The organism is Agromyces ramosus, assembly GCF_004216665.1.
Lineage (GTDB): Bacteria > Actinomycetota > Actinomycetes > Actinomycetales > Microbacteriaceae > Agromyces > Agromyces ramosus.
In genome coordinates this window covers 211,328-233,246 of sequence record NZ_SGWY01000002.1, presented here as the reverse complement: position 1 = coordinate 233,246, position 21,919 = coordinate 211,328, and the positions used below count along the sequence as shown (strand labels likewise).

Below are 21,919 nucleotides of genomic sequence, written 5' to 3'. Positions count from 1 at the left end.
GCGGAATCCGAGCCGGATGAGCGGCTGGTCGTCGACGAGGAGCACCCGGATGCCGCGGCCGACTGCCGCCGATTCCTGGCGGCCGTCGGGCCCGGTGCCCGTCGCGGGGTCAGGCATCGTCGGACCCCTCCGGACTCCCGTCCTCCGGTGCACGCGGCAAGACGGCGCGCACGCGCCACCCACCCGTCGGCAGCGGTCCCGCCTCGACGGTGCCCCCGAACACCGCAGCGCGCTCCCCCATGCCGATGATGCCGCGGCCGGCGCCCACCGAGGCGCCCGGGGCATCGGTGCGGCCGTCGTCGACGACCGTGACGGTCGTGTCGGCGCGTTCGTAGTCGACGGCCACGGTCACGTGCTGCGGATCGCGCGCGTAGCGGAGGGTGTTGGTCAGCGCCTCCTGCACGACGCGATACACCGCCAACTGGAGCGCGGCATCGGCGAGGGGAACCCCGTGCACCGAGAACCGAACGGGAAGTCCGGCCGCGCGGAACCGCTCGACGAGGTCGGCGAGGTCGGAGTGGCCGGGGGCGGGTTCTCGTGCCGGCGCGGCATCCGGGGTGTCACCGAGCACCGAGAGCAGCTGTCGCATGTCGCGGAGGGCGATGCGGCCGGTCTCCGAGAGCCGGTCGAGCGCGAGACGCGCCCGCTCGGGATCCCGCTGCAGCGATGCGCCGGCCCCATCGGCGAGCGTGATCATCACCGAAAGGCTGTGCGCGACGATGTCGTGCATCTCCCGCGCGATGCGGCTGCGCTCCGCGAGCGTCGCGATCCTGGCCTCGTTGTCCCGCTCCCTCGCGAGCTGCTCGGCCCGTTCGGTGAGTGCGCGCACGCGCTCCGCGCGCTGCCAGGTGTTCGTGCCGAGGAGCACCCCCACGGCGTCCGCCATCGCGAGGGTGAGCAGCACGATCGGAATGTCGAACGCCGACGGGGCGCCCAGTCGATCCTCCAGCACGGGAAGCCAGGCGAAGAGGCTCACGACCGTCACGAGGTACGCGGCGGCCGCGGCCACCCAGCCGATCACCGGCGAGCGGAAGGCGGCGACGGCGTAGAGGGCGATCGGCACCGCCAGCAGCAGGTTCGACTCAGCCGAGAACGTCACCACGGAGGTGAGGAGCGTGACGACGACCAGCACCGTGAGGGGCGCCCGACGGCGGAACAGCAGCGCGATCGCGGTGCCGGCGATGGTCACCACCTGCCACGGCGTCACCTGCGCCTCACCCGTGGCGACCTCCGACGCGAGCGTGGCCACCACGATCAGCGTGAACACCACCGACACCGCGACGTCGACGAGCCACGGGCGCGACCGGAGGAACCGGCGTACTCGCGGTGTCGGCGCTGCCGTGGCCTGCGTCGGCGTCGGGGCGGCTGCCGGAGACCCCGGCGCTGCCGGGGACCCCCCGGCAGCCGGGCTCGCGGCCCGGGCGCTGGAGGGTCCTCGCTCGTCCATCACACGTCTCGTCTCTTGAAGAGCGCTCCGGCCACGACGACTGCCCCGATGGTCCACCCGAGGAGGACGAGTCCCCCGGTGACGATCGGCTGCCAGCCGACCTGGGTCGCGGGTTGGAACAGCATCATACCGGCGGAGCTGGGCAGGAATCCGGCGATCTCGCCGCCGATCCCGGGGATGATCGGGATCAGGGTCGGGGCGAGCACGAGCAGGCCGAGCACCGCGCCCAGCGCCGCGGCGGTCCCGCGGAACAACGATGCGATCGCCGTCGACATCACCGCGATGAGCCCGACGAAGAGGGTCCCGCCCGCGAGCACCTGGAGCGCGTCCGGGTCGAGGAGCGACGAGCCGAGTCCGAGCGCAGCGAGCTGCGGTTGCACGAGCAGGAACGAGGCGACGGCACCGATCAGTCCGATCGCCATGCCCACGACCGCCGACACGACGAGCTTGGCGGCGAGCACGGGCGTGCGTCGCGGCACGGCCGCGAGCGTCGTGGCGAGCAGTCCCGTCGAGCGCTCGGTGCTCACGACGAGGACCCCGAACACCGCGACGAGCGCGTACGCGAACAGGAAGGCGAATCCGGCGACGCCGATGCCCGGCGCCTCGCCGTAGCTGTCGACGATGACGGCAGCGGGATCCGGCACGTCGGCGGCGGGCGCGACCGAGACGAGGAGCAGGACCCCCGCGGCGAACAGCACGGTGAAGGCGAGCGTGGCTGCGGCGGTCCAGTACGAGGACCGCACGCTCCGGGTCTTGATCCATTCGGCGCGGGTGATCCGTGCGAAGGTGAGGCGCGGCACGGAGCCGCGAGTGATCGAGTCGACGGCGTGTGCCGTCGTGGTCGATGCGGACATGATGGTGGTCTCCTGGTCGGCGGTGTGGGATCGGACTCAGCGGGCGGCCGCAGGCACGGCCGTGTACTCGACCGCGGAGTCGGTCAGCGAGAGGTACGCCTCCTCGAGCGAGGCGGTGTGCGTGGCGAGCTCGTGCAGGAGCACGCCGAGGTCGCGGGCCACGGCGGCGATCGCGGCGGCATCCAGCCCCGTGACCTCCAGCTCGTCGTGGGCGACGGCGGTGACGGTCACGTCGGGTGCCGCGAGCGCGGTGGCCAGCCGCTGCGCATCCGGCGTCTTCACGGCGACCCGGGACGCGCCGACGCCGGCGAGCACCTGCTCGATCGGCGCATCCGCGATCAGTCGGCCGCGTCCGATCACGATGAGGTGGTCGGCGGTCTGCGCCATCTCGCTCATCAGGTGCGACGAGAGGAAGACGGTGCGACCTTCGGCGGCGAGGCTGCGCAGGAATCGCCGCACCCAGACGATGCCGTCGGGGTCGAGTCCGTTGATGGGCTCGTCGAGCATGATCGTCCGGGGGTCCCCCAGCAGCGCGGCGGCGAGGCCGAGACGCTGGCCCATGCCCATCGAGTAGGAGCCCACGCGCCGGTCGGCGACGGTCTCCATCCCGGTGAGGCGCAGCACCTCGTCGACTCGCGCTCGGCCGAGGCCGTGCGTCGCGGCGAGCGCGAGGAGGTGGGAGCGCGCGGTACGGCCGGGATGCGCCGCGCCCGCGGCCAGGAGCGTGCCGACCTCGGCCAGTGGCGCGGCGTGCTCGGCGACCGGCCGACCGTTGACGCGGGTCGTGCCGGACGTGGGCCGGGCGAGACCGGCGATGACGCGCATCGCCGTCGACTTGCCGGCGCCGTTGGGCCCGAGGAATCCGGTGACGGTCCCCGGATGCACGGTGAACGACAGGTCGTCCACCGCGGTGGTCGCGCCGAAGCGCTTGGTCAGGTGTTCCACCTCGATCATGATGATCGACGGTCCCTTCGATTCGGATGCTCCGCCGGAGGTCCCGGCCGGAGTGCATGAATCGAAGGTAGGGAGCCGCACGACGGGCGTCGTCAGACCGCGGTACCGACCTTCCGGCACGACGTGGTACCGCGGGACGAGTCCCCTGGGTGGTGCCGGTCAGCCCGCCTGCCGGTCAGCCGGCCCGCCGGTCAGCCGCTCTGCCGGTCAGCGCCCGACACGCGCGGCGACGCGCTCGAGCTCGGGCAGCAGCTCGACGAACGCGCGGGCACGATGGCTCTGCGCGTCCTTCTCCTCGGGTCGCAGCTCCGCGGCCGTGACCTCGAGGCCGTCGGGCTCGAAGATCGGGTCGTAGCCGAATCCGTGCGATCCGCGCGGCTCGTAGGCGAGCGTGCCGCGCCAGCGGCCCTCGGCCACGAACTCGTGCCCGCCCGCGAGCACGGCCTCGGGCACCACGAGCGCGATCGTGCAGTGGAACTCCGCACCGCGATGCGGGCGCCGGATGTCGCTGAGCTGGTCGAGCAGCAGGCGCACGTTCGCCTCGTCGCCCGCGGCCGACCCCGCCCACCTCGCGGAGAAGATTCCGGGCGCGCCGCCGAGCACGTCGACGGTGATGCCCGAGTCGTCGGCCAGCGCAATGCGTCCGGTGTGCTGCGCCGCCGCGCGCGCCTTGATAAGGGCGTTCTCGGCGAAGGTGACGCCCTCCTCGACGGGCTCGGGGCCGTCGTACGGCAGCACGACCGCCTGCGGCATCCGCTCGCCGATGATGCGCTGGAACTCGCGCACCTTGTGCGCATTGTGACTCGCGAGCACGAACTCGAGGCTCACGCGCCGGCCGCCTCGGCGCCGGCGGCGAGCGCGCCCACCTGCAATCGGGTGAGCTCGGTGGTGCCGGCGAGCGCGAGGTCGAGCAGGGCGTCGAGCTCCCGGCGGTCGAACGGTGCGCCCTCGGCGGTGCCCTGCACCTCGACGAAGAGCCCGCGACCGGTCGCGACGACGTTCATGTCGGTCTCGGCGCGCACGTCCTCGACGTAGGCGAGGTCGAGCATCGGCGTGCCGTCGATGATGCCCACCGACACGGCCGACACCGTGTCGATCAACGGCTTCGCCTTCTGCCCGATGAACTTCTGCTCGCGGGCCCACTCGACGGCGTCGGCGAGCGCGAGGTACGCACCCGTGATGGCGGCGGTGCGGGTGCCGCCGTCGGCCTGCAGCACGTCGCAGTCGATCTGGATCGTGTTCTCGCCGAGGCCCTTGGTGTCGACCACGGCGCGCAGGCTGCGGCCGATGAGCCGGCTGATCTCGTGGGTGCGACCGCCGATGCGGCCCTTCACCGACTCGCGGTCGTTGCGGGTGTTCGTGGAGCGCGGCAGCATGGCGTACTCGGCGGTGACCCAGCCGCGACCCTTGCCGTTCATCCAGCGGGGCACGCCGTTCGTGAACGACGCCGTGCACAGCACCCTGGTGCTGCCGAACGAGACGAGGGCGCTGCCCTCGGCGTGGGCGCTCCAGCCGCGTTCGAAGGTGACCGTGCGCAGCTCGTCGGGCGAGCGGCCGTCGGCCCGAACGAGGTTCGCCTGGGGGTCGGATGCCTCGGTCATGCGTTCTCCTGTCGAAGCCGTGCGTGGTGGGGGATGGTGAGCGCGCCCGTCTCGACGAGCTCGACGCTCGGGATCTCGGGGGCGATGAGCCGGTGCGCGAGGTCGAGGAACGCGCTCGTGGAGCCGCCGGTCGCCTCGTAGCGGTAGGTGGGCGGCAGCGGCGATCGTCGCTCCATGCCGTTCGACACGAGCACGCGATAGACGTCGTTCGCGGTCTCGACGTCGCTCGAGACGAGCGCGACCTGCTCGCCCATCACGTACGAGATCGCGCCCTTGAGGAACGGGTAGTGCGTGCAGCCGAGCACGAGCGTGTCGACATCGGCATCGCGGAGCGGCGCGAGGTACTCCTCGGCCACCGAGAGCAACTCGTCGCCGCTCGTCACGCCGGCCTCGACGAACTCGACGAATCGCGGGCAGGCCGCCGAGACCAGTTCGAGGTGCGGGGCCGCGGCGAAGGCGTCGTCGTAGGCCCGCGATTGCACCGTGCCGACCGTGCCGATCACGCCGACGCGGCCGTTGCGCGTCGTGGCGACCGCCCGGCGCACCGCCGGCTGGATCACCTCGACGACCGGCACGTCGTAGCGCTCGCGCGCGTCGCGCAGCATCGCCGAGGACGCCGTGTTGCAGGCGATCACGAGCATCTTCACGCCCTGCGCCACGAGGTCGTCGAGCACGGCGAGCGCGTAGCCGCGCACGTCGGCGATCTTCTTCGGGCCGTAGGGCGAGTGCTCGAGGTCGCCGATGTAGAGGATCGACTCGTGCGGCAACTGGTCCTTCACCGCTCGGGCGACCGTGAGACCGCCGACGCCGGAGTCGAAGATCCCGATCGGTGCATCCGTCACGACATCCAAGCTTAGGCGAGCGCGTCGAGGTCGTAGGCGACGCGGATGGCGCGGGCGACGCGCGCTGCGAACGGATGCCGGTACCGACGGTGCCAGGCGAGGCGCACCTCGATCGGCGGCGCGTCGTCGATCGGCACGAAGACGACCCCGGGCCGGGGATAGTGGTGCGCGGTGCCCTCCGCCGTGACGCCGATGGCGTCGCCCGCGGCGATGAGGTCGAGCCATTCCTCCACGTCGCCGGTCTCGGTCATGGGCGGCACCGCGAGTCCCGCGGACGACCAGAGCTCGGCCGAGGTCGTGCCCGTGTGCCGGTCGTGGGCGACGGTGAACGGAACCAGGTCGGCGAGGCCGACGGCCACCCGGTCGGCCAGCGGATGGTCGATCGGGACCGCCACGACGCGCGGCTCGGTGCCGACGGGCTCGGATTCGAGCTCGGGGTCGACGTGATGCCGCAGCACGGCGAGGTCGACGAGCCCCTCGGCCAGTCCGCCGTCGCGGCGGTTCAGCCGGACCAGTCGCATGGGAGCGTCGGCGTGCGCCCGATTCCAGGCGCGCAGCACCGGGGTCGTGTGCGCACCGAGTGCGGCCCACTGGTATCCGACGCGGATGACCGATCGGTCGCCGCGCGCCTCCGCGACCGCACGATCGAGCTCGGCGAGCACGCGACGGGCGGTCGCGGCGAAGGAGCCGCCCGCTTCGGTGGGCTCGACCCGCCGCGTCGTCCGGTGCATGAGCCGGGTCCCGAGCTCGTGCTCGAGGGCGGCCAGCGCCCGGGACACCGCGGCCTGCGACATCCCCAACCGGTCCGCCGCGGCCGTGAACGATCGCTCCTCGTCGACCGCCACGAGCACTCGCAGCTGCCGCGTCTCCACATCCATGCAGCCAGCGTATCAATGTGCCTTGATTGCATTTCTCCATGCACGAATCTCGGCGTAGCGTGTCCGACATGTCACGGGAACCCATCGCAGCGGCCGCGGTCGTCGGCGGTGCGGCGTCGGTGCAGGTCGGCGCGGCGATCGGCGCCACGATCTTCCCGCTCGTGGGGACGGGCGGGGTGGTCGCGCTCCGCCAGGCCTTCGCTGCGGTGGCGTTGCTCGCCGTCGCCCGACCACGCCGCCGGGACCTGACGTGGCGGTCCGTCCGCCCGGCCCTGCTGCTCGGCCTCGTGCTGGTCAGCATGAACCTCGCCCTCTACGGCGCCGTCGAGCGGATCGGGCTCGGCCTCGCGGTCACCCTCGAGTTCCTCGGCCCCCTCGCGCTCGCGCTCGCCGGCTCGCGCCGTCGGCTCGACCTGCTCTGCGCCGCCATGGCCGGCCTCGGCGTCGTGCTGCTCACCGGCAGCGTGCCGGGGATCGATCCCGTCGGCGTGCTCCTCGCACTCGTCGCGGCCGCGTCGTGGGCGGCCTACATCGTGCTCAGTCGTCGTGCTGGGCGCACGCTCCCCGGCGTGCAGGGCACCGCACTGGCGAGCCTGCTCGCGGCCGTCGTCACCTCGCCGCTCCTCGTCGTGGCGATCGTGGGCCTCGCCCCCGACGAGCTCCTGCACGTCGCGGTCATCGGCCTCGCCACCGGCATCCTCTCCTCGGCGATCCCCTACTCGATCGACCTGCTCGTGCTGCGCCGGATGCCGCAGCAGCTCTTCAGCGTGCTGCAGAGCGTGCAGCCGGCCGCCGCCGCACTGGCGGGGCTCGTCGTCCTCGGCCAGGCGCTCGCCGCCTGGCAGCTCGTCGGCCTGGGGCTCATCTCCCTGGGCAACGTCATCGCGGTAAGCCGCCGCACGGGCGCCGCCGGAGCGCCCGCGCCCGCGCCTCCACGTCGGCCGATCGCCGACACCTGACCAGTAGGCTGACCGTGTGACCGGCTCAGCTGCGCTCTTCACCGACCGATACGAGCTCACGATGGTGGATGCCGCGCTGCGAGACGGCACCGCCCACCGCGAGAGCCTCTTCGAGGCGTTCGCCCGCCGGCTGCCCGACGGACGCCGGTACGGCATCGTCGCGGGCACCGGGCGCCTGCTCGAGCTCATCGACCGGTTCCGGTTCGAGGACGCCGAGCTCGAATGGCTCCGCACGAACGAGATCGTGCGGCCCGCCACGCTGGACTGGCTCGCCGACTACCGCTTCCGCGGCGACATCTGGGGCTACCGCGAGGGCGAGGCGTACTTCCCGGGCTCGCCGCTCATCACGATCCAGGCGACGTTCGCCGAGGCGGTCATGCTCGAGACCCTGGTGCTCTCGACGCTCAACTACGACTCGTCGGTCGCCGGCGCTGCGGCGCGCATGGTGTCGGTCGCGCTCGGCCGGCCCATCGCCGAGATGGGCTCGCGCCGCACGAGCGAACGCGCCGCGATCGCCGCCGCACGCGCGGCGTACATCGCCGGGTTCGACGCGACCTCGAACCTCGAGGCCGGGCGCACCTGGGGCATCCCCACGATGGGCACCGCGGCGCACGCGTTCACCCTCCTGCACGATTCCGAGGAGGCGGCGTTCCGGGCGCAGATCGAGGCGTTCGGGCCCACGACCACGCTGCTCATCGACACGTACGACATCGCGCAGGGCGTCGAGACGGCCGTGCGCGTGGCTGGCACCTCCCTCGGCGCGGTGCGCATCGATTCGGGCGACCTGCCCACCGTGGTCATGTCGGTCCGCGAGCAGCTCGACGGCCTCGGCGCCGTCGACACGAGGATCACGGTCACGAGCGACCTCGACGAGTTCACCATCGCCGCCCTCTCGGCGGCACCCGTCGACTCCTACGGCGTCGGCACGGCCGTGGTGACGGGTTCCGGATCCCCGGCGGCCGGGATGGTCTACAAGCTCGTCGCCCGGCGCGACGACGCGGGCGAGTGGGTGGCCGTCGCCAAGGCCTCCACGCAGAAGGCGAGCGTCGGCGGGCGCAAGAACGCGGCACGCCGCCTCGACTCCACGCACACCGCACGCGAGGAGCTCGTCTTCGTGGGCGACGGGCCCGACGGGGAGGCCGAGTTCGAGGCGGGCAGCCGGTTGCGCCCGCTCATGGTCCAGCTCATGGCCGACGGCGTCGCCGATCCCGCGTTCCTCGGCCCCGAGGGCACCCGGGCGGCACGCGCGCACCGCGCCGAGGCCATGCAGGAGCTGCCGATCGAGGCGTTCCGCCTCGGGCGCGGCGAACCCGTGATCCCGACGACCTACCGCTGAGGCGTTACTCCGCCTTCATCCGCTCGTAGATCTCCCGGCAGGTGGGGCACACCGGGAACTTCTCGGGGTCGCGACCCGGCGTCCACTTCTTGCCGCACAGGGCCTTCACCGGCTTGCCGGTGATCGCCGACTCGAGGATCTGCTCCTTCTTCACGTAGTGCGAGAAGCGCTCGTGATCGCCCGGCTCGATGGCCTCCTCTTCGAGGAGCTTCTCGAGTTCCCGGTCGAGCACCGAGGTGCCACCGCCGGGCGCGTCGGGGTCGGCGATGCTCGCGTGCGCACGTTCGATCATGGGCTCGATTCTACGCGCGGATGCCGCATGGGCGGCCGGTCGGCGGATGCCGCCGCGGAGCACATCCCCGATCAGGCGCGCAGTGCCGCGCCCACGATCTCTGGCCCGCGACGATCGAACACGCGACCGCCCAGCGCGATGCCGGCGGCGAGCACCAGGAGACCGAGGCCGACGCCCGCGGCGAAGGCGGCCGCGTGCCACGCCGGGTCGTCGAAGAGCCCCAGCGCCGCGAACCAGATGGCCGGGGCCGCCACGAGGAGTGAGCCGAACATCGTGATCGACTGCACGAGGGCCGTGACCGCGCCGGTCGACTGCGGCTGCTGGAACGGGCTGTCGCCGGGCTTCACCGCCGGGTACGGGAACCTGGCCGACGTGATCGAGCCCACCCCGAGCCCGCCGAGCAGCAGTGCGGTGCTCACGCCGACGATCGACGGCAGCAGCCGCCAGTCGTCGAGCACGAACACCGTGACCGCGCTGCCGAGTCCGATGACGAGCGCCCCCGCGATGAGCACCGGCACCAGTCGGCCCGCCCGGTCGGCCGCGCCGCGCACGCTCGAGACGACGTGCAGCCAGACGGCCGTGCTGTCGTACGCGGTGTCGTTGTGCAGTGACCAGCCGAGGAGCAGGCACATGAGGGGCACCGGGATCAGGGCGGTGTACGCGAGTGGGATGCCGGCGATGCCGAGTGGCACGATCACGAGCAGGGGGACGATCGGCACCATGATGATGGACACCCAGTAGCGTGCGTCGCGGAACCAGTAGGTGATGCTGCGCGCCGCGACCGCGCCCGTGGCGTTGTGCGGCATCCGATCGAACCAGCCGAGCCCGCGGTAGCTCTTCGCCGACGCCTCGCGGCCGGGCGTCACCAGCATCCGGGCGACGAGTGACCGCCAGCCGAACCAGATGGCGCCGAGCGTGAGCACGGCGACGCCGAACTTCAGGATCGCCGGTCCCCAGTCGCCCGCGGCGGCATCGCCCGGGGCCGCGAAGGCGGCGCCGAACGGCGTCCAGCCGAGCACGCCGGCGATGGTCTCGAGCACGCGAAGGCCCGAGTTCGCCCAGTCGAGGGTCGCGAGCACCACGATCACCGGCGAGAGCAGCACGATCAGCAGCACGCCGAGCACACTGCTGACCTCGCGGGCACGGCGCGTGGCGAGCAGCACCGAGGCCAGGCCCGTGGCGACGCGAGCGAGCAGCAGGCAGGTGCCGAAGGCGACCGCCGCTGCCAGGATCGCCAGGATCGCCTCGCCGGGGCCGCGCGACCACGTGACCACCGTGCCCGCGAGCACGATGGCGAGCGCGAGCGCCGGGATGCCGATCATCGCTGCCACGGCGAGCCCGAACGCCAGCGTGCGGTCGGGCAGCCCGAACAGCGCGAACCGCCGGGGATCCATCGTGTCGTCGACCCCGAACAGGAGCGGCAGGACGATGAACCCGACCACGGTCACCGACCCCGCGACGATGAAGACGTCACGGATGAGCTCGACATCGCCCACGAAGCGCAGGCTGACCAGCGTCATGAAGAGCAGCGCGGCGAGTCCGACCCCGTAGACGAGACCGAGCGAGATGCCGACGACCTGCCAGGGGCTCCGCCGGAAGATGTTCCCGAGCAGGCGCAGTTTCAATCGGAGAAACTGTGCAACCATTCCATGCCTTCCGCTGCCTTGCGTCCGCCGGCGAGCTCGACGAAGCGGTCTTCGAGGGTCTGGCCGGCGCGCACCTCGTCGAGGGTTCCGGCCGCGAGCACCCGGCCGCCGACGATGATCGCCGCGGAATCGCAGACGCGCTCGATGAGGTCCATGCCGTGGCTGGACAGCACCACCGTGCCGCCGCCCGCGACGTAGCGCTCGAGGATCTCGGTGAGGTTCGCCGCAGAGACCGGATCGACCGACTCGAACGGCTCGTCGAGCACGAGCAGCCGCGGGGCATGGATCATGGCGCAGGCCAGCGCGATCTTCTTCGTCATGCCGGCGGAGTAGTCGGCGACGAGGCGGTCGACCGCGTCCTCGAGCCCGAAGGCGGCGATGAGGTCGGCGCTGCGGTCGCGCACCGTGCGGGAGTCGAGGCCGCGGAGCGCGCCGGAGTAGTACAGCAGCTGGGCGCCCGTGAGCCGGTCGAAGAGGCGCAGGCGGTCGGGCAGCGCGCCGGTGGCCTGCTTCGCCGCGCGCGGATCGGCCCACGCGTCGATGTCGTGGATGCGCACGGTGCCGGCGTCGGGCCGCAGCAGGCCGGTGACCATCGAGAGCGTCGTGGTCTTCCCGGCGCCGTTCGGCCCGACGATGCCGAAGAACGACCCGGCGCGCACCTCGAGCGAGATGCCGTCGACGGCGGTGTTGTCGCCGAACCGCTTGACGAGGCCCTGGATGGCCAGTACCCGACGGGCATCGGGGCCAGGGGCCGGTCGCGCCACCCGCAGCGTGCGCTTCTTGCGCGGGGTGGGCTGGCGCGGCGCCGGGATGACGGCCACCGCCTGGTCGCCGGCGGGTGCGTCGGTCGTGGCGTCGAGCACCTGGGTGACGGATGCCTCGGTGTCGGCCGTCTCGGGCTCGACCACGGGCAGCACGAGGGTCGCCTCGGCCTCGGCGGCCGCGACGGGCGGCGCCGTGACGACCTCGCCCGCGGACTCCTCGACGGGCGGCGCCGCGACGTACTCCTCCGGCGCGTCGACGCCGGCCACCTCGACGCCGGCCGCGTCGGCCAGGGCCTCGTCGAGCGTGGTCGTCTCCACCGGCGGGTCGACGGGCGCGCCGACCTGGTGCTCGACGACTGCCGCGCCCGCCGCCGGAGCGACGTCGGGAGCGGACTCGGCGGCCGCCGAGCGGGATGCCGTCGACGGGGGCTCCGCGATCGCGTCGTCGGCGATGGCGGCCGCAGCGACCGCCGCCGCCGCGCGCACGGCGGTGGACGTCGTGTTGCGCTCCGGCCGCTCGCGGGTGATCTCATCGACCTCGGCTGCCGACGCTGCCGGGGCAGCGGCGGCCCGGGCTGCGAGGGCGGCGGGCGCCGCGGAGGCGACCGGCGCGTCGGCCACGGCCGTCGGCTCGGGCTGAAGCTGGGACTCGGGGGCCGGCTTGCGGGACGCCCGCTCGGCCGCGGTGGTCTCGGTGGTGGTCGACGCGGCGACACGCTGGGACTGCCGCTTCGTGGTCGCGGCGGCAGCGGCGCGACTCCGTGCCGCGGGGGTGCTCGACGCAGAGGTGCGGGCGGCGCGCGCCGTCCTGGCGGACTCGCCGCGGGCACTGGCCGCCTTCGACGACGCGGCGCGCGACGCGGCCGTGCGCTTCGATGCCGGCGTCTCGGACTCGTCGGCGGGCGTCGGCTTCGGCTTCGGCTCGGCGGCACCGGAAGCGGCCTTCGCGGCGGTGCTGCGCGCCGGACGGGGCTTGCGCGCCGGCTTCTGCGCCGACTCCGGCGTCACCTCGTCGTCCGCGGACGCGCTCGGGGAGCCTGCGGCACCGGTGCTCGCGGCGCCCGTCGCGGTGCTCCCCGTCGAGCGCGGCGCGACGGCGGACCCCCGAACGGCGGACACCCCCGTGCCGGTGCCTTCGGGAGCTTCGTCGTCCTGTGTTGAGCGCGAAACGGAAGTCACGCAGACAACCTACCAATCCCTACCCCTCGAACCCAGTTGCGACGTCCCCCGGCGACGCGGAACCTGTGCATTCCCTGAGCGTGGCATCACGATCCCGCTACGACCGCCTACCCTGCGAGGCGCGCGACGGTGGTACCCGATATCCTGAGATCCGGCATAACGGCGTGTCCATATGTGAACTTCCGGATGAACGTGGGGGGAACGCTCGGCAACGAGCGCCCGTGGCATCCGACCCACCGAAGGAGATGCAGTGACCACCCAGATCGTGATTCTCGCTGCCGGCATGGGGAGCCGGCTCGGGCGATCCCTTCCCAAACCCCTCACCGAACTGAGCGACGGCCGCACCATCATGCGCCAGCAGTTCGACAACATCGAGCACGCGTTCGGCGCCAACGCCAACGTGACGATCGTCGTCGGCTACAAGCTCGAGCACATCATCGAGGCGTTCCCGCAGGCGTCCTTCGTCTACAACGAGGAGTACGACCAGACGAACACCTCGAAGAGCCTCATGCGCGCCCTCGCGGCGTCGCAGGCGGGCGGCGTGCTGTGGATGAACGGCGACGTCGTGTTCGACCCGCGCATCCTCGACCGCGCGCTGCCGTTCATCGCGCGCGACCAGTCGTTCGTCACCGTCAACACCGCCAAGGTGTCCGACGAAGAGGTGAAGTACACGACCACCGCCGAGGGCTACATCAACGAGCTCTCCAAGACGGTCAAGGGCGGCCTCGGCGAGGCGGTCGGCATCAACTACGTGTCGAGCCGCGACAAGGCCGCACTGCTCGCGCACCTCGGGCGCGTCGGCGACCAGGACTACTTCGAGCGCGGCATCGAGCTCGCGATCGAGAAGAACGGCATGCTCGTCGAGCCGATGGACATCTCCGACCTCTATGCGGTCGAGGTCGACTTCGCCGAAGACCTGGAGCGTGCGAACCACTTCGTGTGATCACCGCACCACAGCAGTGAAGAGCGGATGCCTCGAGGCATCCGCTCTTCGCATCCCGGCCCGGCTCGCGCCCGCCGCTCAGCCCGGGCGCGCCTCGCGCGACGGCAGCTGGGCGACGCCGGCCCTCGCGAGCCGTGCGGCGATCACCCGGCCGATCCACGTGAAGAGCACGGGGCTGGCGACCCAGAGGGGCAGGGCGATGGCCCAGGCCCACCAGGCGTAGTGCTCGGCGCCGAGCCCGATGAACACCGCGATGGCCAGCACGAGCCCGGAGAACACCGCGGACACGTAGAACAGCCACGGATCCCATCGCCGGTATCTCGTGATGAGGAACGGCAGCTCGAGCAGCACGCCCACGAGCAGGCCGGTGCCGATGAAGCGTCCGATCCACCACGGGGCGAAGGCCGTGCCGACGAGCCCGGCGATCACGCCGGCGAGCACCGCGGTGCCCGGTCGCTTCAGCAGGGCGAGCGCGACGACGCTCGGGAGGAAGTGCAGGCCCACCGTGAGTCCGTACAGGATCGGCCCGAACGCCGCGAACGCGGCCGCGAGGTAGGCGGAGGGGCCGGCGACGAGACCGCCGCCCACGCCGATCGCGGCGCAACTCAGGAGCACGCGGGTACTGGTGCGGTGCACGACGTTCCTTCCGACCGGGCGCGGCACGCGCCGCCAGCCTGCATCAAACCTACCGCCGCGCGGCATCTACGATGAGATCGTGATGAGCTACGCCGACACGCATCCGCTGCAGCGGACGCCGTGGGCACGATACCGGCACTCGCTCTGGCTCCTCACCACCCGCGACCTGAAGGTGCGGTACTCGACCTCGGCGCTCGGCTACCTCTGGTCGGTGCTCGATCCGCTCGTGATGGCGGGCATCTACTGGTTCGTCTTCACGCAGGTGTTCCAGCGGCCGGTGGGCACCGAGCCCTACATCGTCTTCCTGCTCTCGGCGCTGCTGCCGTGGATGTGGTTCAACGGCGCCGTCTCCGACTCGACGCGCGCGTTCCTGAAGGACGCCAAGCTCGTGCGGTCGACCAAGATCCCCCGCACCATCTGGGTCAATCGCATCGTGCTGTCGAAGGGCATCGAGTTCCTGCTGTCGCTTCCGGTGCTCGCGCTGTTCGCCATCGTGTTCGGTGCGACGGTCGGCTGGGAACTGCTGCTGTTCCCGCTGGCGATCCTGCTGCAGGCGATCCTCACGGTGGGGGTCGCCCTCATCGTCGCTCCCCTGGTGGTGTTCTTCCGCGACCTCGAGCGCGCCGTCAAGCTCATCCTCCGGTTCCTGTTCTACGCCTCGCCCATCATCTACGGGGTGTCGAACCTGCCCTCCGAGCTGCACATCTGGGCGGCGTTCAACCCGCTGTCGGGCATCTTCGGCCTCTACCGCGCGGGATTCTTCCCCGACGAGCTCGACTGGTTCAACGTCGTGATCGCGGCGCTCATGTCGGTCGCCCTGCTCGCCGTCGGCCTCCTCGTGTTCCGCGGCAGCGTGCGCCAGGTGCTGAAGGAGATCTGATGACGGATGCCGCCGCGGCCGAACTCGCCGCGACCGAGACACACGCGATCCGCGCCCACGGGCTCGGCATCCGCTTCCGCCGCAATCGGCGCGGCCGACGCTCGTTCAAGGACCTGCTCGCCGGGCGCCGCCGCCGCACGCGCCCCGGAGAGTTCTGGGCGCTGCGTGACGTGTCGATCGAGGTGCGACCCGGCGAGGCGATCGGCGTGGTCGGCCGCAACGGGCAGGGCAAGTCGACGCTGCTCAAGCTGGTGGCGGGCGTGATGATCGCCGACGAGGGCACGGTCGAGGTCACCGGCGGCGTGGCGCCGCTCATCGAGATCACCGGAGGGTTCGTCGAGGACCTGACGGTGCGCGACAACGTGTACCTCACGGCGGGGCTGCACGGCATGACGAGGTCGCAGATCGATGCGAAGTTCGAGGAGATCATCGAGTTCGCCGACATCGGCGACTTCCTCGACACGCCCTACAAGCACCTGTCGAGCGGCATGAAGGTGCGCATCGCCTTCGCCGTGATCTCCCAGCTCGAGGAGCCGATCCTGCTCGTCGACGAGGTGCTCGCGGTCGGCGACAAGGCGTTCCGCGAGAAGTGCTACCGGCGGATCGACGAGCTCCTGGCGGGCGGGCGCACGCTCTTCTTCGTCTCGCACAACGAACGCGACCTGCGCCGGTTCTGCACGCGCGGGCTCTACCTCGACAAGGGCGCGCTCGTGCTCGACGCGCCCATCGACGAGGTGCTCGACCGCTACAACGCCGACCACGGCACGGTGAAGTAGGCCGCTCCGCCTGCGGTATACCGCATCCGGGAACGCGACGCGAGCCTCCCCCGGGTTCGGGCGACCTCACGGCCTCGGAGCTTAGGATCGTCCCACCATGAGCGAACGCGTGCACAAGATCACGTCGATGGGCGGAGACGCCCCTCGCGAGGGGCAGCCCTCGGCGTCGACCGCGGAGGGACAGGACGCGGGGGCGTCCCAGGGCGCCGGCGCAGCCGGTGCCCCGCATGACGACGGGCGAGCCCACGGCGTGGAGCGCGGGATCGACGCGGTGCTCTCCATCCAGCGGCCCGTCGTCGTGGCGCACCTGCGCGGCATCCGCCGGCGCTCCCCGAACGCGACACCCGAGCAGATCGTGCGGATCCTCGAGCGCCGCTACCTGGCCGCGGTCACGACCGGTGGCGCGGCCGTCGGCGCCACGGCCGTCATCCCGGGCATCAGCACCGGCATCACGCTCGTGCTCTCCGGCGTCGAGACGGCCGGATTCCTCGAGGCCACCGCACTCTTCGCGCAGTCGGTCGCCGAGGTGCACGGCATCGCGATCGACAACCCCGATCGTGCCCGCGCCCTGGTGATGACGCTCATGCTCGGCAACGAGGGCATCGACCTCGTGCGCCAGTTCGCCGGGCAGGCCTCCGGCAGCGGCATCGCCCGTAATGCCTACTGGGGCGAGCTCATCACCAACACGATGCCGAAGGCGGTCATGGGCACCGTGGTCGACCGGCTGCGGCACGTGTTCGTGCGGCAGTTCGCGGTGCGCGGCGGCGCCGGCATCATCGGCAAGGCCATCCCGTTCGGCATCGGCGCGGCGATCGGCGGCGCGGGCAATCACATCCTCGGCCGCAGGGTCCTCCGGCAGTCCCGACTCGCGTTTGGTGCGCCGCCGCAGGTGCTGCCGCACGAGCTCGAACCACGCGAGGGCGACTCGATCCTCCAGTCCGCCACGTCGCGGCTCACGCGCGCCGGCGCCGCCGTGGGCGACCTCGCCCTCTCCACCAGCCGAGGCCTCCGCACGGTCGCCTCGCGGGCGACCCGCGGAATCGGGCGTTCGAAGAAGCAGGCCGACGAGGATGCGGCGGCACCCGGAGCCGACGCGCCGTCGCAGTCCTCGTCGTAGGATGGCGGCGGCCGAGAGGAGGAGGGCGATGGCCGATCCGGTCGGCGACATCATCGGGGACTATCGGGCGTTCGCCGCGCAGCAGCGCGACCGCCTGCTCGCCCGGGGCATCGACATCGCGCCGTACGAGCTGGGTCACCTCGCCGTCCGCGTCCCTGAGTGGGACCAGTACGTCCACCTGCGGACCCTGCTCGAACGCCACGCCGTCGCCAACATGGAAGGCGTGTGGAACGGGCGGCCGATGTCCATGATCCTCCTCGCCGAGCCGCTCCGCGTCCTCGACGGCCAGGTGATCCCGCTCATCGAGCTCATCCCGCCGGTCCACCAGCGCGTCTACAAGATGGGCATGGAGCACTTCGGCGTGGTCGTCGGCGAGGAGGTCGACGCGTTCTCGCGCCGGCATCGGGCGGTGCTGACCGGCCAGCAGTTCCAGAACGCGTGGAACGAGCCCTACTACATCCTGTTCGAGGACTTCACCCACGTGAAGTTCCACCGCCACTCGCTGCGCGCGGTGATCGAGCTGCAGGGCGGGACGTTCGACGGCATCCACCATGTCGACGGCTGGGTCCCGCAGCGGCTGGTCACGGCGACCGGGCCGAACCCCCTGCCGCGCTGAGCGCCGCGGGCGGTCGGGGCACGTCCTGAGACACGGGTTCCATGCCCTGCGGGGCCAGGACCGCAGCCCGCGTTCGTCGGGCGAGCCCTAGGCGCCGAGCGTCTCGGCTTCGTCCTCGTCCTCCTCCTCGAACTCGTCGATGTCGCCGTCGCCCGCATGCAGCACGGCGAACCGCTCCCATTCGGCCATGAGGTGGTCGACCGCCGCGTGGAAGCGCGCAGTCGTGACGCCGGGGGTCGTGTCCCCGAAGTACCGCTCGACCCAGACGCCGAGTCTCGCGAGGGCAGCCGCGTCGTGGGCGACCTCGTCGACGCGCTCGACCATCGTCGCCGCATCCGAGGCGTCGAGCCACTCGCACGCCTGGAGGTAGCCGCCCGTGTCGATCTCGGCCTCGGGATTCGCGGGACGGGTGATGAGCAGCGGCTTGCCCGCGGCGAGTCGGTCGTAGACCATCGCCGAGATGTCGACGATCGCGACGTCGGCGGCCGCGAGCTGCCAGCCGAGCGACGGGCCGTCGTCGTAGACGTGCCGCGCCATCGGGTCCGCCGCGTTCGCGGCTGCGATGGCCGCAATGATCTCGCGATTGGCGGCGCCGTACAGGCGATCGACCACTCCGGACCGCGGGTGCGGTCGGTAGATCAGGCGATGGCGCCCGGTGGCGAGCAGTCCGCGCACGAGCGCGACGCCGTGCGACGCGATCGATCCGTAGGCGGCGGCACCTCGGTCGCCCTCCCAGGTGGGCGCGTACAGCACCACCTCGCGGTCGTCGGGCGTGTACGGCAGCGGCGACCCGTCGAGGTAGTGGTCGGCCTGCGGGCGCCCGATGGGGATGGCGCGCTTGTCGAAGTCGTAGTCCCAGAGCACCTTCTCGAGCCGGGCCCGCGCCGCGTCGCCCGCGATGAGCGCGTAGTCGTACGCCTTGAACTGGTTGGTCGTCATGTACATCTTGTCGGACTCGCCGTGGTTGATGAACACGTGCCAACGGCGCCCGTAGCGCATCATCTGGAAGTTCTTGGCGTTCTGGTTCACGTAGAACACGACGTGCAGGTCCTGCTCCTGGATCACCTGCTCGAGGTCCGCGACGCGCCGCACGTAGGCCACGGGCAGGGGCGACTCGTCGAGGAGCTCGAGCGCCGACCCCGACGCGCGGCTGAGGATGAGCACCGGATGCCGCGTGGCGAGCTCCGCGAGGGGCCGATACCACTGGCGCAGCTGGTAGAGGTTGACCCGCCCGTCGGCGAAGTAGACGCCGACGCGGAAGCGGTGCGGCTCGAACGGGGGACGATCGGCGAGCTTCCTCAGCAGCTCCCGCTGGGCGCGCCTCGACCACATGATGTCCCTGGCCAGCTTGACGGCGCGCTGCGCATCTCTCCGCACTCCCACCGTCCAAGGGTAGCGAAGGCGTGGCCGGGAGTCAGACGACCGGTGGCCGGCCCGCGAGCGTCATGCGCCACACCGTGCGCCAGCGCATCGGGCGCCGTTCCCCCGGGTGCTCGCGCCAGCCCGCGCGCCAGCCGCCGAACCACGCGCGGAGCGCCGACGGATTCCGTGCCCAGCGCAGCACCTGGATGGCCGTCCACGAGCCCACGTAGAGCGGGACGAGCACCATCGGCAGGTTGCGCCGCGCGAGCCACACGCGGTTCCGCGCGTTCAGGCGGTAGTAGTAGGCATGCCGAGCAGGGTCGATGACCGGATGCCCCGCCTCGAGGTCGCCGGCGTACCAGGCGACGCGACCGGTGTCCCAGACGCGCCAGGCGAGCTCGATGCCCTCGTGGGCGTAGAAGAACGGGTCGGCCCAGCCGCCCGTCGCCTCGAACGCCGCACGCGGCATGAGCACCGCGCCCTCCCAGCACGAGAACACGTTGCTCGAGTGCGCCGGGTCGCCCTTGCGGATGCGCGGGATCCACCGCCGCGGCGAGACCAGGCCCGTGGGGTCGACGACTCGGGGCTGGACGAGGCCGAGCTCGGGCCGCTCGGCCAGCATGCGGCATCCGTCGGCGAGGAATCGCTCATCGGGCAGGAAGGCGTCGTCGTCGAGGAAGAACAGCACGTCGCCGTGCACGACGGGCACGCCGCGATTGCGGCCGGCCGGGATGCCGAGGTTCTCGGGCAGGTGCAGGGCCTTCACGCTCACCGGCAGCGCCGGATCGGCGGTCGCCGGGTCCCAGCCGTTGCCGACGCACACCACGTCGACGTCCACGTCCTGCTGGTCGAGCACGCTCCGGATGCCCCGCGCGAGGTCGTCGGGGCGGGTGCCCATGGTGAGCACGACCACGCCGACCCGGGGGCGGCGCGGCGCGGCGGGCGAACCGGCGCCGCGGTCAGGAACGGACACGGCGTGAGGCCATGATCGCCACGAAGTGCCCGAACACCGACAGGATCGCGAGCGGCAGCAGCACGAGGACCACGACGCGGTCGACGAGCGGCTGGCCGAGGAAGAGCCCGACGACGGCCGCGGCGAGCGCGATGAGCGTGAGCTCGACCGAGTGGTAGAGCCGATGGAACGGCAGGAAGCGCGCCGCCTTGCGGAGCTTCGCGATCAGGCCACCGCGCGGCGCGGTCTCGCCGTGGGTGTCGGCCAGCTTCGGCAGCCCCGCGTTCGCGCGCGCGACGTGCACCATGTCGTTCAGCGCCTTGTTCAGGACGATGACGAGTGCGAGCAGCGCGCCGACCGTCGTCCACAGGAAGTCGGCCGGGAACTCGAGCGGGTAGGCGGCCGCGCGGATGCCCAGTGCGAGCGGGATGAGCGCCTCGGTCGTGTAGTGCCCGACCTTGTCGAGGAACACGCCGGCCGGCGACGAGGTGCGACGCCAGCGGGCGACCTCGCCGTCGCAGCAGTCGACAAGCATCTGCAGCTGGCCGAGCACCACCGCGAGCAGGGCGCCCCAGATGCCTGGGATGAGCAGCGCCGCGGCGGTGGACCAGCCCACGAGGATCATGAGCGCCGTGACGCCGTTCGCCGAGATCGACGTCTTCAGCAGCAGCCAGGTGAGGTACGGCGAGAAGCGGCGCAGGTACAGCGACGCCGTCCAGTGCTCCGCGTTGCGCCGCCCCCGCACCTCGGGGGGCTGGGCGACCGCGCGGAGCTCGGCGATGCTCGTGGGCCTGGCGTGAGCCCGACCGGCTTGTGACATCCGCGTCACCTTCCCGTGTGCTTGGCGATGTTGCTCGTCAGCGAGAGGTATCCGAGCACGAAGCCGACTCCCCACGAGACGTGTATGCACGGCAAGACTACGAGAAACCACCCGGCCACGGCGCCGCTGCGCCCACGACCGTAGGCGATGGTCGCCGCGACCACGAAGAGCAGGTAGACCACGGGCACGAGGAAGCCGAGCAGCAGCCACGGCGTCGCACCCATCGCCGCCTGCACGATGCCGGCGATGCCGAGCAGGAGGCCGAGGGCGACGCCGACGACCATCGCCGGCGGGATGAAGTAGCGGATGCCGTTCGCCGCCGGGAATCGGCGCGCGAGCTCGCCGCGCCACAGGCCGGTGGAGAACATCTGGCGGGCGAGGCGCTCGACCGACGAACGCGGCCGGTACGTCACCGCGAGCTCGGGCGTGAACCACACTGTGCCGCCGGTCTCGCGGAGCCGGCGGTTCAGCTCCCAGTCCTGGCCGCGCTTGATGGTCTCGTCGAAGAGCCCGACCCGCTCGAGCGCCGCCCGCCGGAAGACGCCGAGGTACACGGTCTCGGCTGGCCCCTCGGCGCCGCCGACGTGGAACGCCGATCCGCCGAGGCCCACCTTCGTCGTGTACGCGAGTGCGACGGCCTGCTCGAACGGCGTCTCGCCGCGTGCGTCCATGATGCCGCCCACGTTGTCGGCTCCGGTGCGCTCCAGCACGCCGAGCGCGACCCGGGCGTAGTCGACCGGCAGCATCGAGTGGGAGTCGACACGCACGACGACCGGGTACCGTGCCGCCCGGATGCCGATGTTCAGGCCGGCGGGCGTCGAACCCACCTCGTTCTCGAGCACGCGCACGCGCGCGTCCCGGGTGGCCAGGTCGGCGACGAGCTCAGCCGTGCCGTCGATCGACGGGCCCAGTGCGATGAGCACCTCGACGGGGCCCGCGTAGTCCTGCGCGAGGATCGACTCGACGGCCGCCCGAACGTGCGTCGCATCGTTCAGCACCGGCATGACGTAGGAGACGCCGACGAGCGGCGGCGCCGCCGGGTGGTGCTGATCGGGCATGTTCCTC

General features: G+C 72.0%; 22 protein-coding genes. 7 read left to right on the top strand and 15 right to left on the bottom strand.

The features are described from left to right. Window positions 1-109 precede the first annotated feature (109 nt). The 7 genes from EV187_RS07615 to EV187_RS07585 all read right to left on the bottom strand — a co-directional run bounded on the left by EV187_RS07615 (window position 110) and on the right by EV187_RS07585 (window position 6,576). Window positions 110-1,447: a sensor histidine kinase gene (locus tag EV187_RS07615; RefSeq protein WP_423190879.1), complete on the bottom strand. Its 1,338-nt coding sequence runs from the start codon at window positions 1,445-1,447 to the stop codon at window positions 110-112. Continuing rightward, window positions 1,447-2,301 (bottom strand): ABC-2 transporter permease, encoded by an 855-nt coding sequence (locus EV187_RS07610; RefSeq protein WP_130352477.1) that lies wholly within the window; start codon window positions 2,299-2,301, stop codon window positions 1,447-1,449. Before EV187_RS07610 ends, EV187_RS07615 begins: the two co-directional genes overlap by 1 nt. 36 nt (window positions 2,302-2,337) lie before the next feature. Further along, complete coding sequence (locus EV187_RS07605; protein ID WP_130352476.1) at window positions 2,338-3,255, bottom strand: ABC transporter ATP-binding protein; 918 nt, start codon at window positions 3,253-3,255, stop codon at window positions 2,338-2,340. Window positions 3,256-3,462: 207 nt separating this feature from the next. Then, window positions 3,463-4,083: an RdgB/HAM1 family non-canonical purine NTP pyrophosphatase gene (gene rdgB / locus EV187_RS07600; protein ID WP_130352475.1), complete on the bottom strand. Its 621-nt coding sequence runs from the start codon at window positions 4,081-4,083 to the stop codon at window positions 3,463-3,465. Next, window positions 4,080-4,856 (bottom strand): ribonuclease PH, encoded by a 777-nt coding sequence (rph, locus tag EV187_RS07595; RefSeq protein WP_130352474.1) that lies wholly within the window; start codon window positions 4,854-4,856, stop codon window positions 4,080-4,082. Before rph ends, rdgB begins: the two co-directional genes overlap by 4 nt. After that, complete coding sequence (murI, locus tag EV187_RS07590; RefSeq protein WP_130352473.1) at window positions 4,853-5,698, bottom strand: glutamate racemase; 846 nt, start codon at window positions 5,696-5,698, stop codon at window positions 4,853-4,855. The genes rph and murI overlap by 4 nt, the downstream gene beginning before the upstream one ends. An 11-nt stretch (window positions 5,699-5,709) precedes the next feature. After that, window positions 5,710-6,576 carry a LysR family transcriptional regulator gene (locus EV187_RS07585; RefSeq protein ID WP_130352472.1) on the bottom strand — a complete coding sequence of 289 codons (867 nt, stop codon included), beginning with the start codon at window positions 6,574-6,576 and terminating at the stop codon, window positions 5,710-5,712. 68 nt (window positions 6,577-6,644) lie between these two features. Between EV187_RS07585 and EV187_RS07580 the strand changes: the two genes are divergently transcribed. Next, a complete protein-coding gene (locus EV187_RS07580; RefSeq protein WP_207221782.1) occupies window positions 6,645-7,535 on the top strand; it encodes an EamA family transporter in 891 nt (296 codons plus the stop codon). 16 nt (window positions 7,536-7,551) lie between these two features. Beyond that, on the top strand, window positions 7,552-8,871 hold the full coding sequence (locus EV187_RS07575; RefSeq protein WP_130352470.1) for a nicotinate phosphoribosyltransferase: 1,320 nt from the start codon (window positions 7,552-7,554) through the stop codon (window positions 8,869-8,871). A 4-nt stretch (window positions 8,872-8,875) separates the two neighbouring features. Here the strand turns inward: EV187_RS07575 and EV187_RS07570 are convergent, their stop codons facing one another. The 3 genes from EV187_RS07570 to EV187_RS18930 all read right to left on the bottom strand — a co-directional run bounded on the left by EV187_RS07570 (window position 8,876) and on the right by EV187_RS18930 (window position 12,752). Then, window positions 8,876-9,163 (bottom strand): DUF3039 domain-containing protein, encoded by a 288-nt coding sequence (locus EV187_RS07570; protein WP_130352469.1) that lies wholly within the window; start codon window positions 9,161-9,163, stop codon window positions 8,876-8,878. Window positions 9,164-9,234: 71 nt separating this feature from the next. Then, window positions 9,235-10,809 carry a hypothetical protein gene (locus EV187_RS07565; protein ID WP_130352468.1) on the bottom strand — a complete coding sequence of 525 codons (1,575 nt, stop codon included), beginning with the start codon at window positions 10,807-10,809 and terminating at the stop codon, window positions 9,235-9,237. Beyond that, window positions 10,785-12,752: an ABC transporter ATP-binding protein gene (locus EV187_RS18930; RefSeq protein ID WP_423190878.1), complete on the bottom strand. Its 1,968-nt coding sequence runs from the start codon at window positions 12,750-12,752 to the stop codon at window positions 10,785-10,787. The genes EV187_RS07565 and EV187_RS18930 overlap by 25 nt, the downstream gene beginning before the upstream one ends. A gap of 250 nt (window positions 12,753-13,002) precedes the next feature. Between EV187_RS18930 and EV187_RS07555 the strand changes: the two genes are divergently transcribed. Beyond that, on the top strand, window positions 13,003-13,695 hold the full coding sequence (locus EV187_RS07555; protein WP_130352467.1) for a phosphocholine cytidylyltransferase family protein: 693 nt from the start codon (window positions 13,003-13,005) through the stop codon (window positions 13,693-13,695). 78 nt (window positions 13,696-13,773) lie between these two features. On the opposite strand, the gene EV187_RS07550 is transcribed toward EV187_RS07555, so the two are convergent. After that, the gene (locus EV187_RS07550) at window positions 13,774-14,331 is read right to left on the bottom strand and encodes an ECF transporter S component (RefSeq protein ID WP_165391136.1); all 558 of its coding nucleotides are present in this window, start codon (window positions 14,329-14,331) and stop codon (window positions 13,774-13,776) included. 82 nt (window positions 14,332-14,413) lie between these two features. Between EV187_RS07550 and EV187_RS07545 the strand changes: the two genes are divergently transcribed. The 4 genes from EV187_RS07545 (at window position 14,414) to EV187_RS07530 (ending at window position 17,720) form a co-directional block, all read left to right on the top strand. Continuing rightward, window positions 14,414-15,211 (top strand): ABC transporter permease, encoded by a 798-nt coding sequence (locus EV187_RS07545; protein WP_130353235.1) that lies wholly within the window; start codon window positions 14,414-14,416, stop codon window positions 15,209-15,211. Then, window positions 15,211-15,987: an ABC transporter ATP-binding protein gene (locus tag EV187_RS07540; RefSeq protein WP_130352465.1), complete on the top strand. Its 777-nt coding sequence runs from the start codon at window positions 15,211-15,213 to the stop codon at window positions 15,985-15,987. The genes EV187_RS07545 and EV187_RS07540 overlap by 1 nt, the downstream gene beginning before the upstream one ends. 97 nt (window positions 15,988-16,084) lie before the next feature. Then, complete coding sequence (locus EV187_RS18690) at window positions 16,085-17,104, top strand: hypothetical protein (RefSeq protein WP_242609494.1); 1,020 nt, start codon at window positions 16,085-16,087, stop codon at window positions 17,102-17,104. Between the two features lie 28 nt (window positions 17,105-17,132). Continuing rightward, a complete protein-coding gene (locus tag EV187_RS07530; RefSeq protein ID WP_165391135.1) occupies window positions 17,133-17,720 on the top strand; it encodes a VOC family protein in 588 nt (195 codons plus the stop codon). An 87-nt stretch (window positions 17,721-17,807) separates the two neighbouring features. On the opposite strand, the gene EV187_RS07525 is transcribed toward EV187_RS07530, so the two are convergent. The 4 genes from EV187_RS07525 to EV187_RS07510 all read right to left on the bottom strand — a co-directional run bounded on the left by EV187_RS07525 (window position 17,808) and on the right by EV187_RS07510 (window position 21,912). Continuing rightward, window positions 17,808-19,103 carry a CDP-glycerol glycerophosphotransferase family protein gene (locus EV187_RS07525; protein WP_130352463.1) on the bottom strand — a complete coding sequence of 432 codons (1,296 nt, stop codon included), beginning with the start codon at window positions 19,101-19,103 and terminating at the stop codon, window positions 17,808-17,810. A 31-nt stretch (window positions 19,104-19,134) separates the two neighbouring features. Further along, on the bottom strand, window positions 19,135-19,980 hold the full coding sequence (locus EV187_RS07520) for a glycosyltransferase family 2 protein (RefSeq protein WP_130353234.1): 846 nt from the start codon (window positions 19,978-19,980) through the stop codon (window positions 19,135-19,137). Window positions 19,981-20,041: 61 nt separating this feature from the next. Continuing rightward, window positions 20,042-20,854: a CDP-alcohol phosphatidyltransferase family protein gene (locus EV187_RS07515; RefSeq protein WP_130352462.1), complete on the bottom strand. Its 813-nt coding sequence runs from the start codon at window positions 20,852-20,854 to the stop codon at window positions 20,042-20,044. Window positions 20,855-20,859: 5 nt separating this feature from the next. Then, a complete protein-coding gene (locus EV187_RS07510; protein ID WP_242609493.1) occupies window positions 20,860-21,912 on the bottom strand; it encodes a glycosyltransferase family 2 protein in 1,053 nt (350 codons plus the stop codon). Window positions 21,913-21,919: the final 7 nt, after the last annotated feature.

What these genes read in the sequence shown, in the direction of transcription:
- EV187_RS07615 (WP_423190879.1), bottom strand. Translation starts at nt 1,447, where the DNA reads ATGGACGAGCGAGGACCCTCCAGCGCCCGGGCCGCGAGCCCGGCTGCC.
- EV187_RS07610 (WP_130352477.1), bottom strand. Translation starts at nt 2,301, where the DNA reads ATGTCCGCATCGACCACGACGGCACACGCCGTCGACTCGATCACTCGC.
- EV187_RS07605 (WP_130352476.1), bottom strand. Translation starts at nt 3,255, where the DNA reads ATGATCGAGGTGGAACACCTGACCAAGCGCTTCGGCGCGACCACCGCG.
- rph (WP_130352474.1), bottom strand. Translation starts at nt 4,856, where the DNA reads ATGACCGAGGCATCCGACCCCCAGGCGAACCTCGTTCGGGCCGACGGC.
- EV187_RS07585 (WP_130352472.1), bottom strand. Translation starts at nt 6,576, where the DNA reads ATGGATGTGGAGACGCGGCAGCTGCGAGTGCTCGTGGCGGTCGACGAG.
- EV187_RS07580 (WP_207221782.1), top strand. Translation starts at nt 6,645, where the DNA reads ATGTCACGGGAACCCATCGCAGCGGCCGCGGTCGTCGGCGGTGCGGCG.
- EV187_RS07570 (WP_130352469.1), bottom strand. Translation starts at nt 9,163, where the DNA reads ATGATCGAACGTGCGCACGCGAGCATCGCCGACCCCGACGCGCCCGGC.
- EV187_RS07565 (WP_130352468.1), bottom strand. Translation starts at nt 10,809, where the DNA reads ATGGTTGCACAGTTTCTCCGATTGAAACTGCGCCTGCTCGGGAACATC.
- EV187_RS07545 (WP_130353235.1), top strand. Translation starts at nt 14,414, where the DNA reads ATGAGCTACGCCGACACGCATCCGCTGCAGCGGACGCCGTGGGCACGA.
- EV187_RS07540 (WP_130352465.1), top strand. Translation starts at nt 15,211, where the DNA reads ATGACGGATGCCGCCGCGGCCGAACTCGCCGCGACCGAGACACACGCG.
- EV187_RS18690 (WP_242609494.1), top strand. Translation starts at nt 16,085, where the DNA reads ATGAGCGAACGCGTGCACAAGATCACGTCGATGGGCGGAGACGCCCCT.
- EV187_RS07530 (WP_165391135.1), top strand. Translation starts at nt 17,133, where the DNA reads ATGGCCGATCCGGTCGGCGACATCATCGGGGACTATCGGGCGTTCGCC.
- EV187_RS07520 (WP_130353234.1), bottom strand. Translation starts at nt 19,980, where the DNA reads ATGGGCACCCGCCCCGACGACCTCGCGCGGGGCATCCGGAGCGTGCTC.
- EV187_RS07515 (WP_130352462.1), bottom strand. Translation starts at nt 20,854, where the DNA reads ATGTCACAAGCCGGTCGGGCTCACGCCAGGCCCACGAGCATCGCCGAG.
- EV187_RS07510 (WP_242609493.1), bottom strand. Translation starts at nt 21,912, where the DNA reads ATGCCCGATCAGCACCACCCGGCGGCGCCGCCGCTCGTCGGCGTCTCC.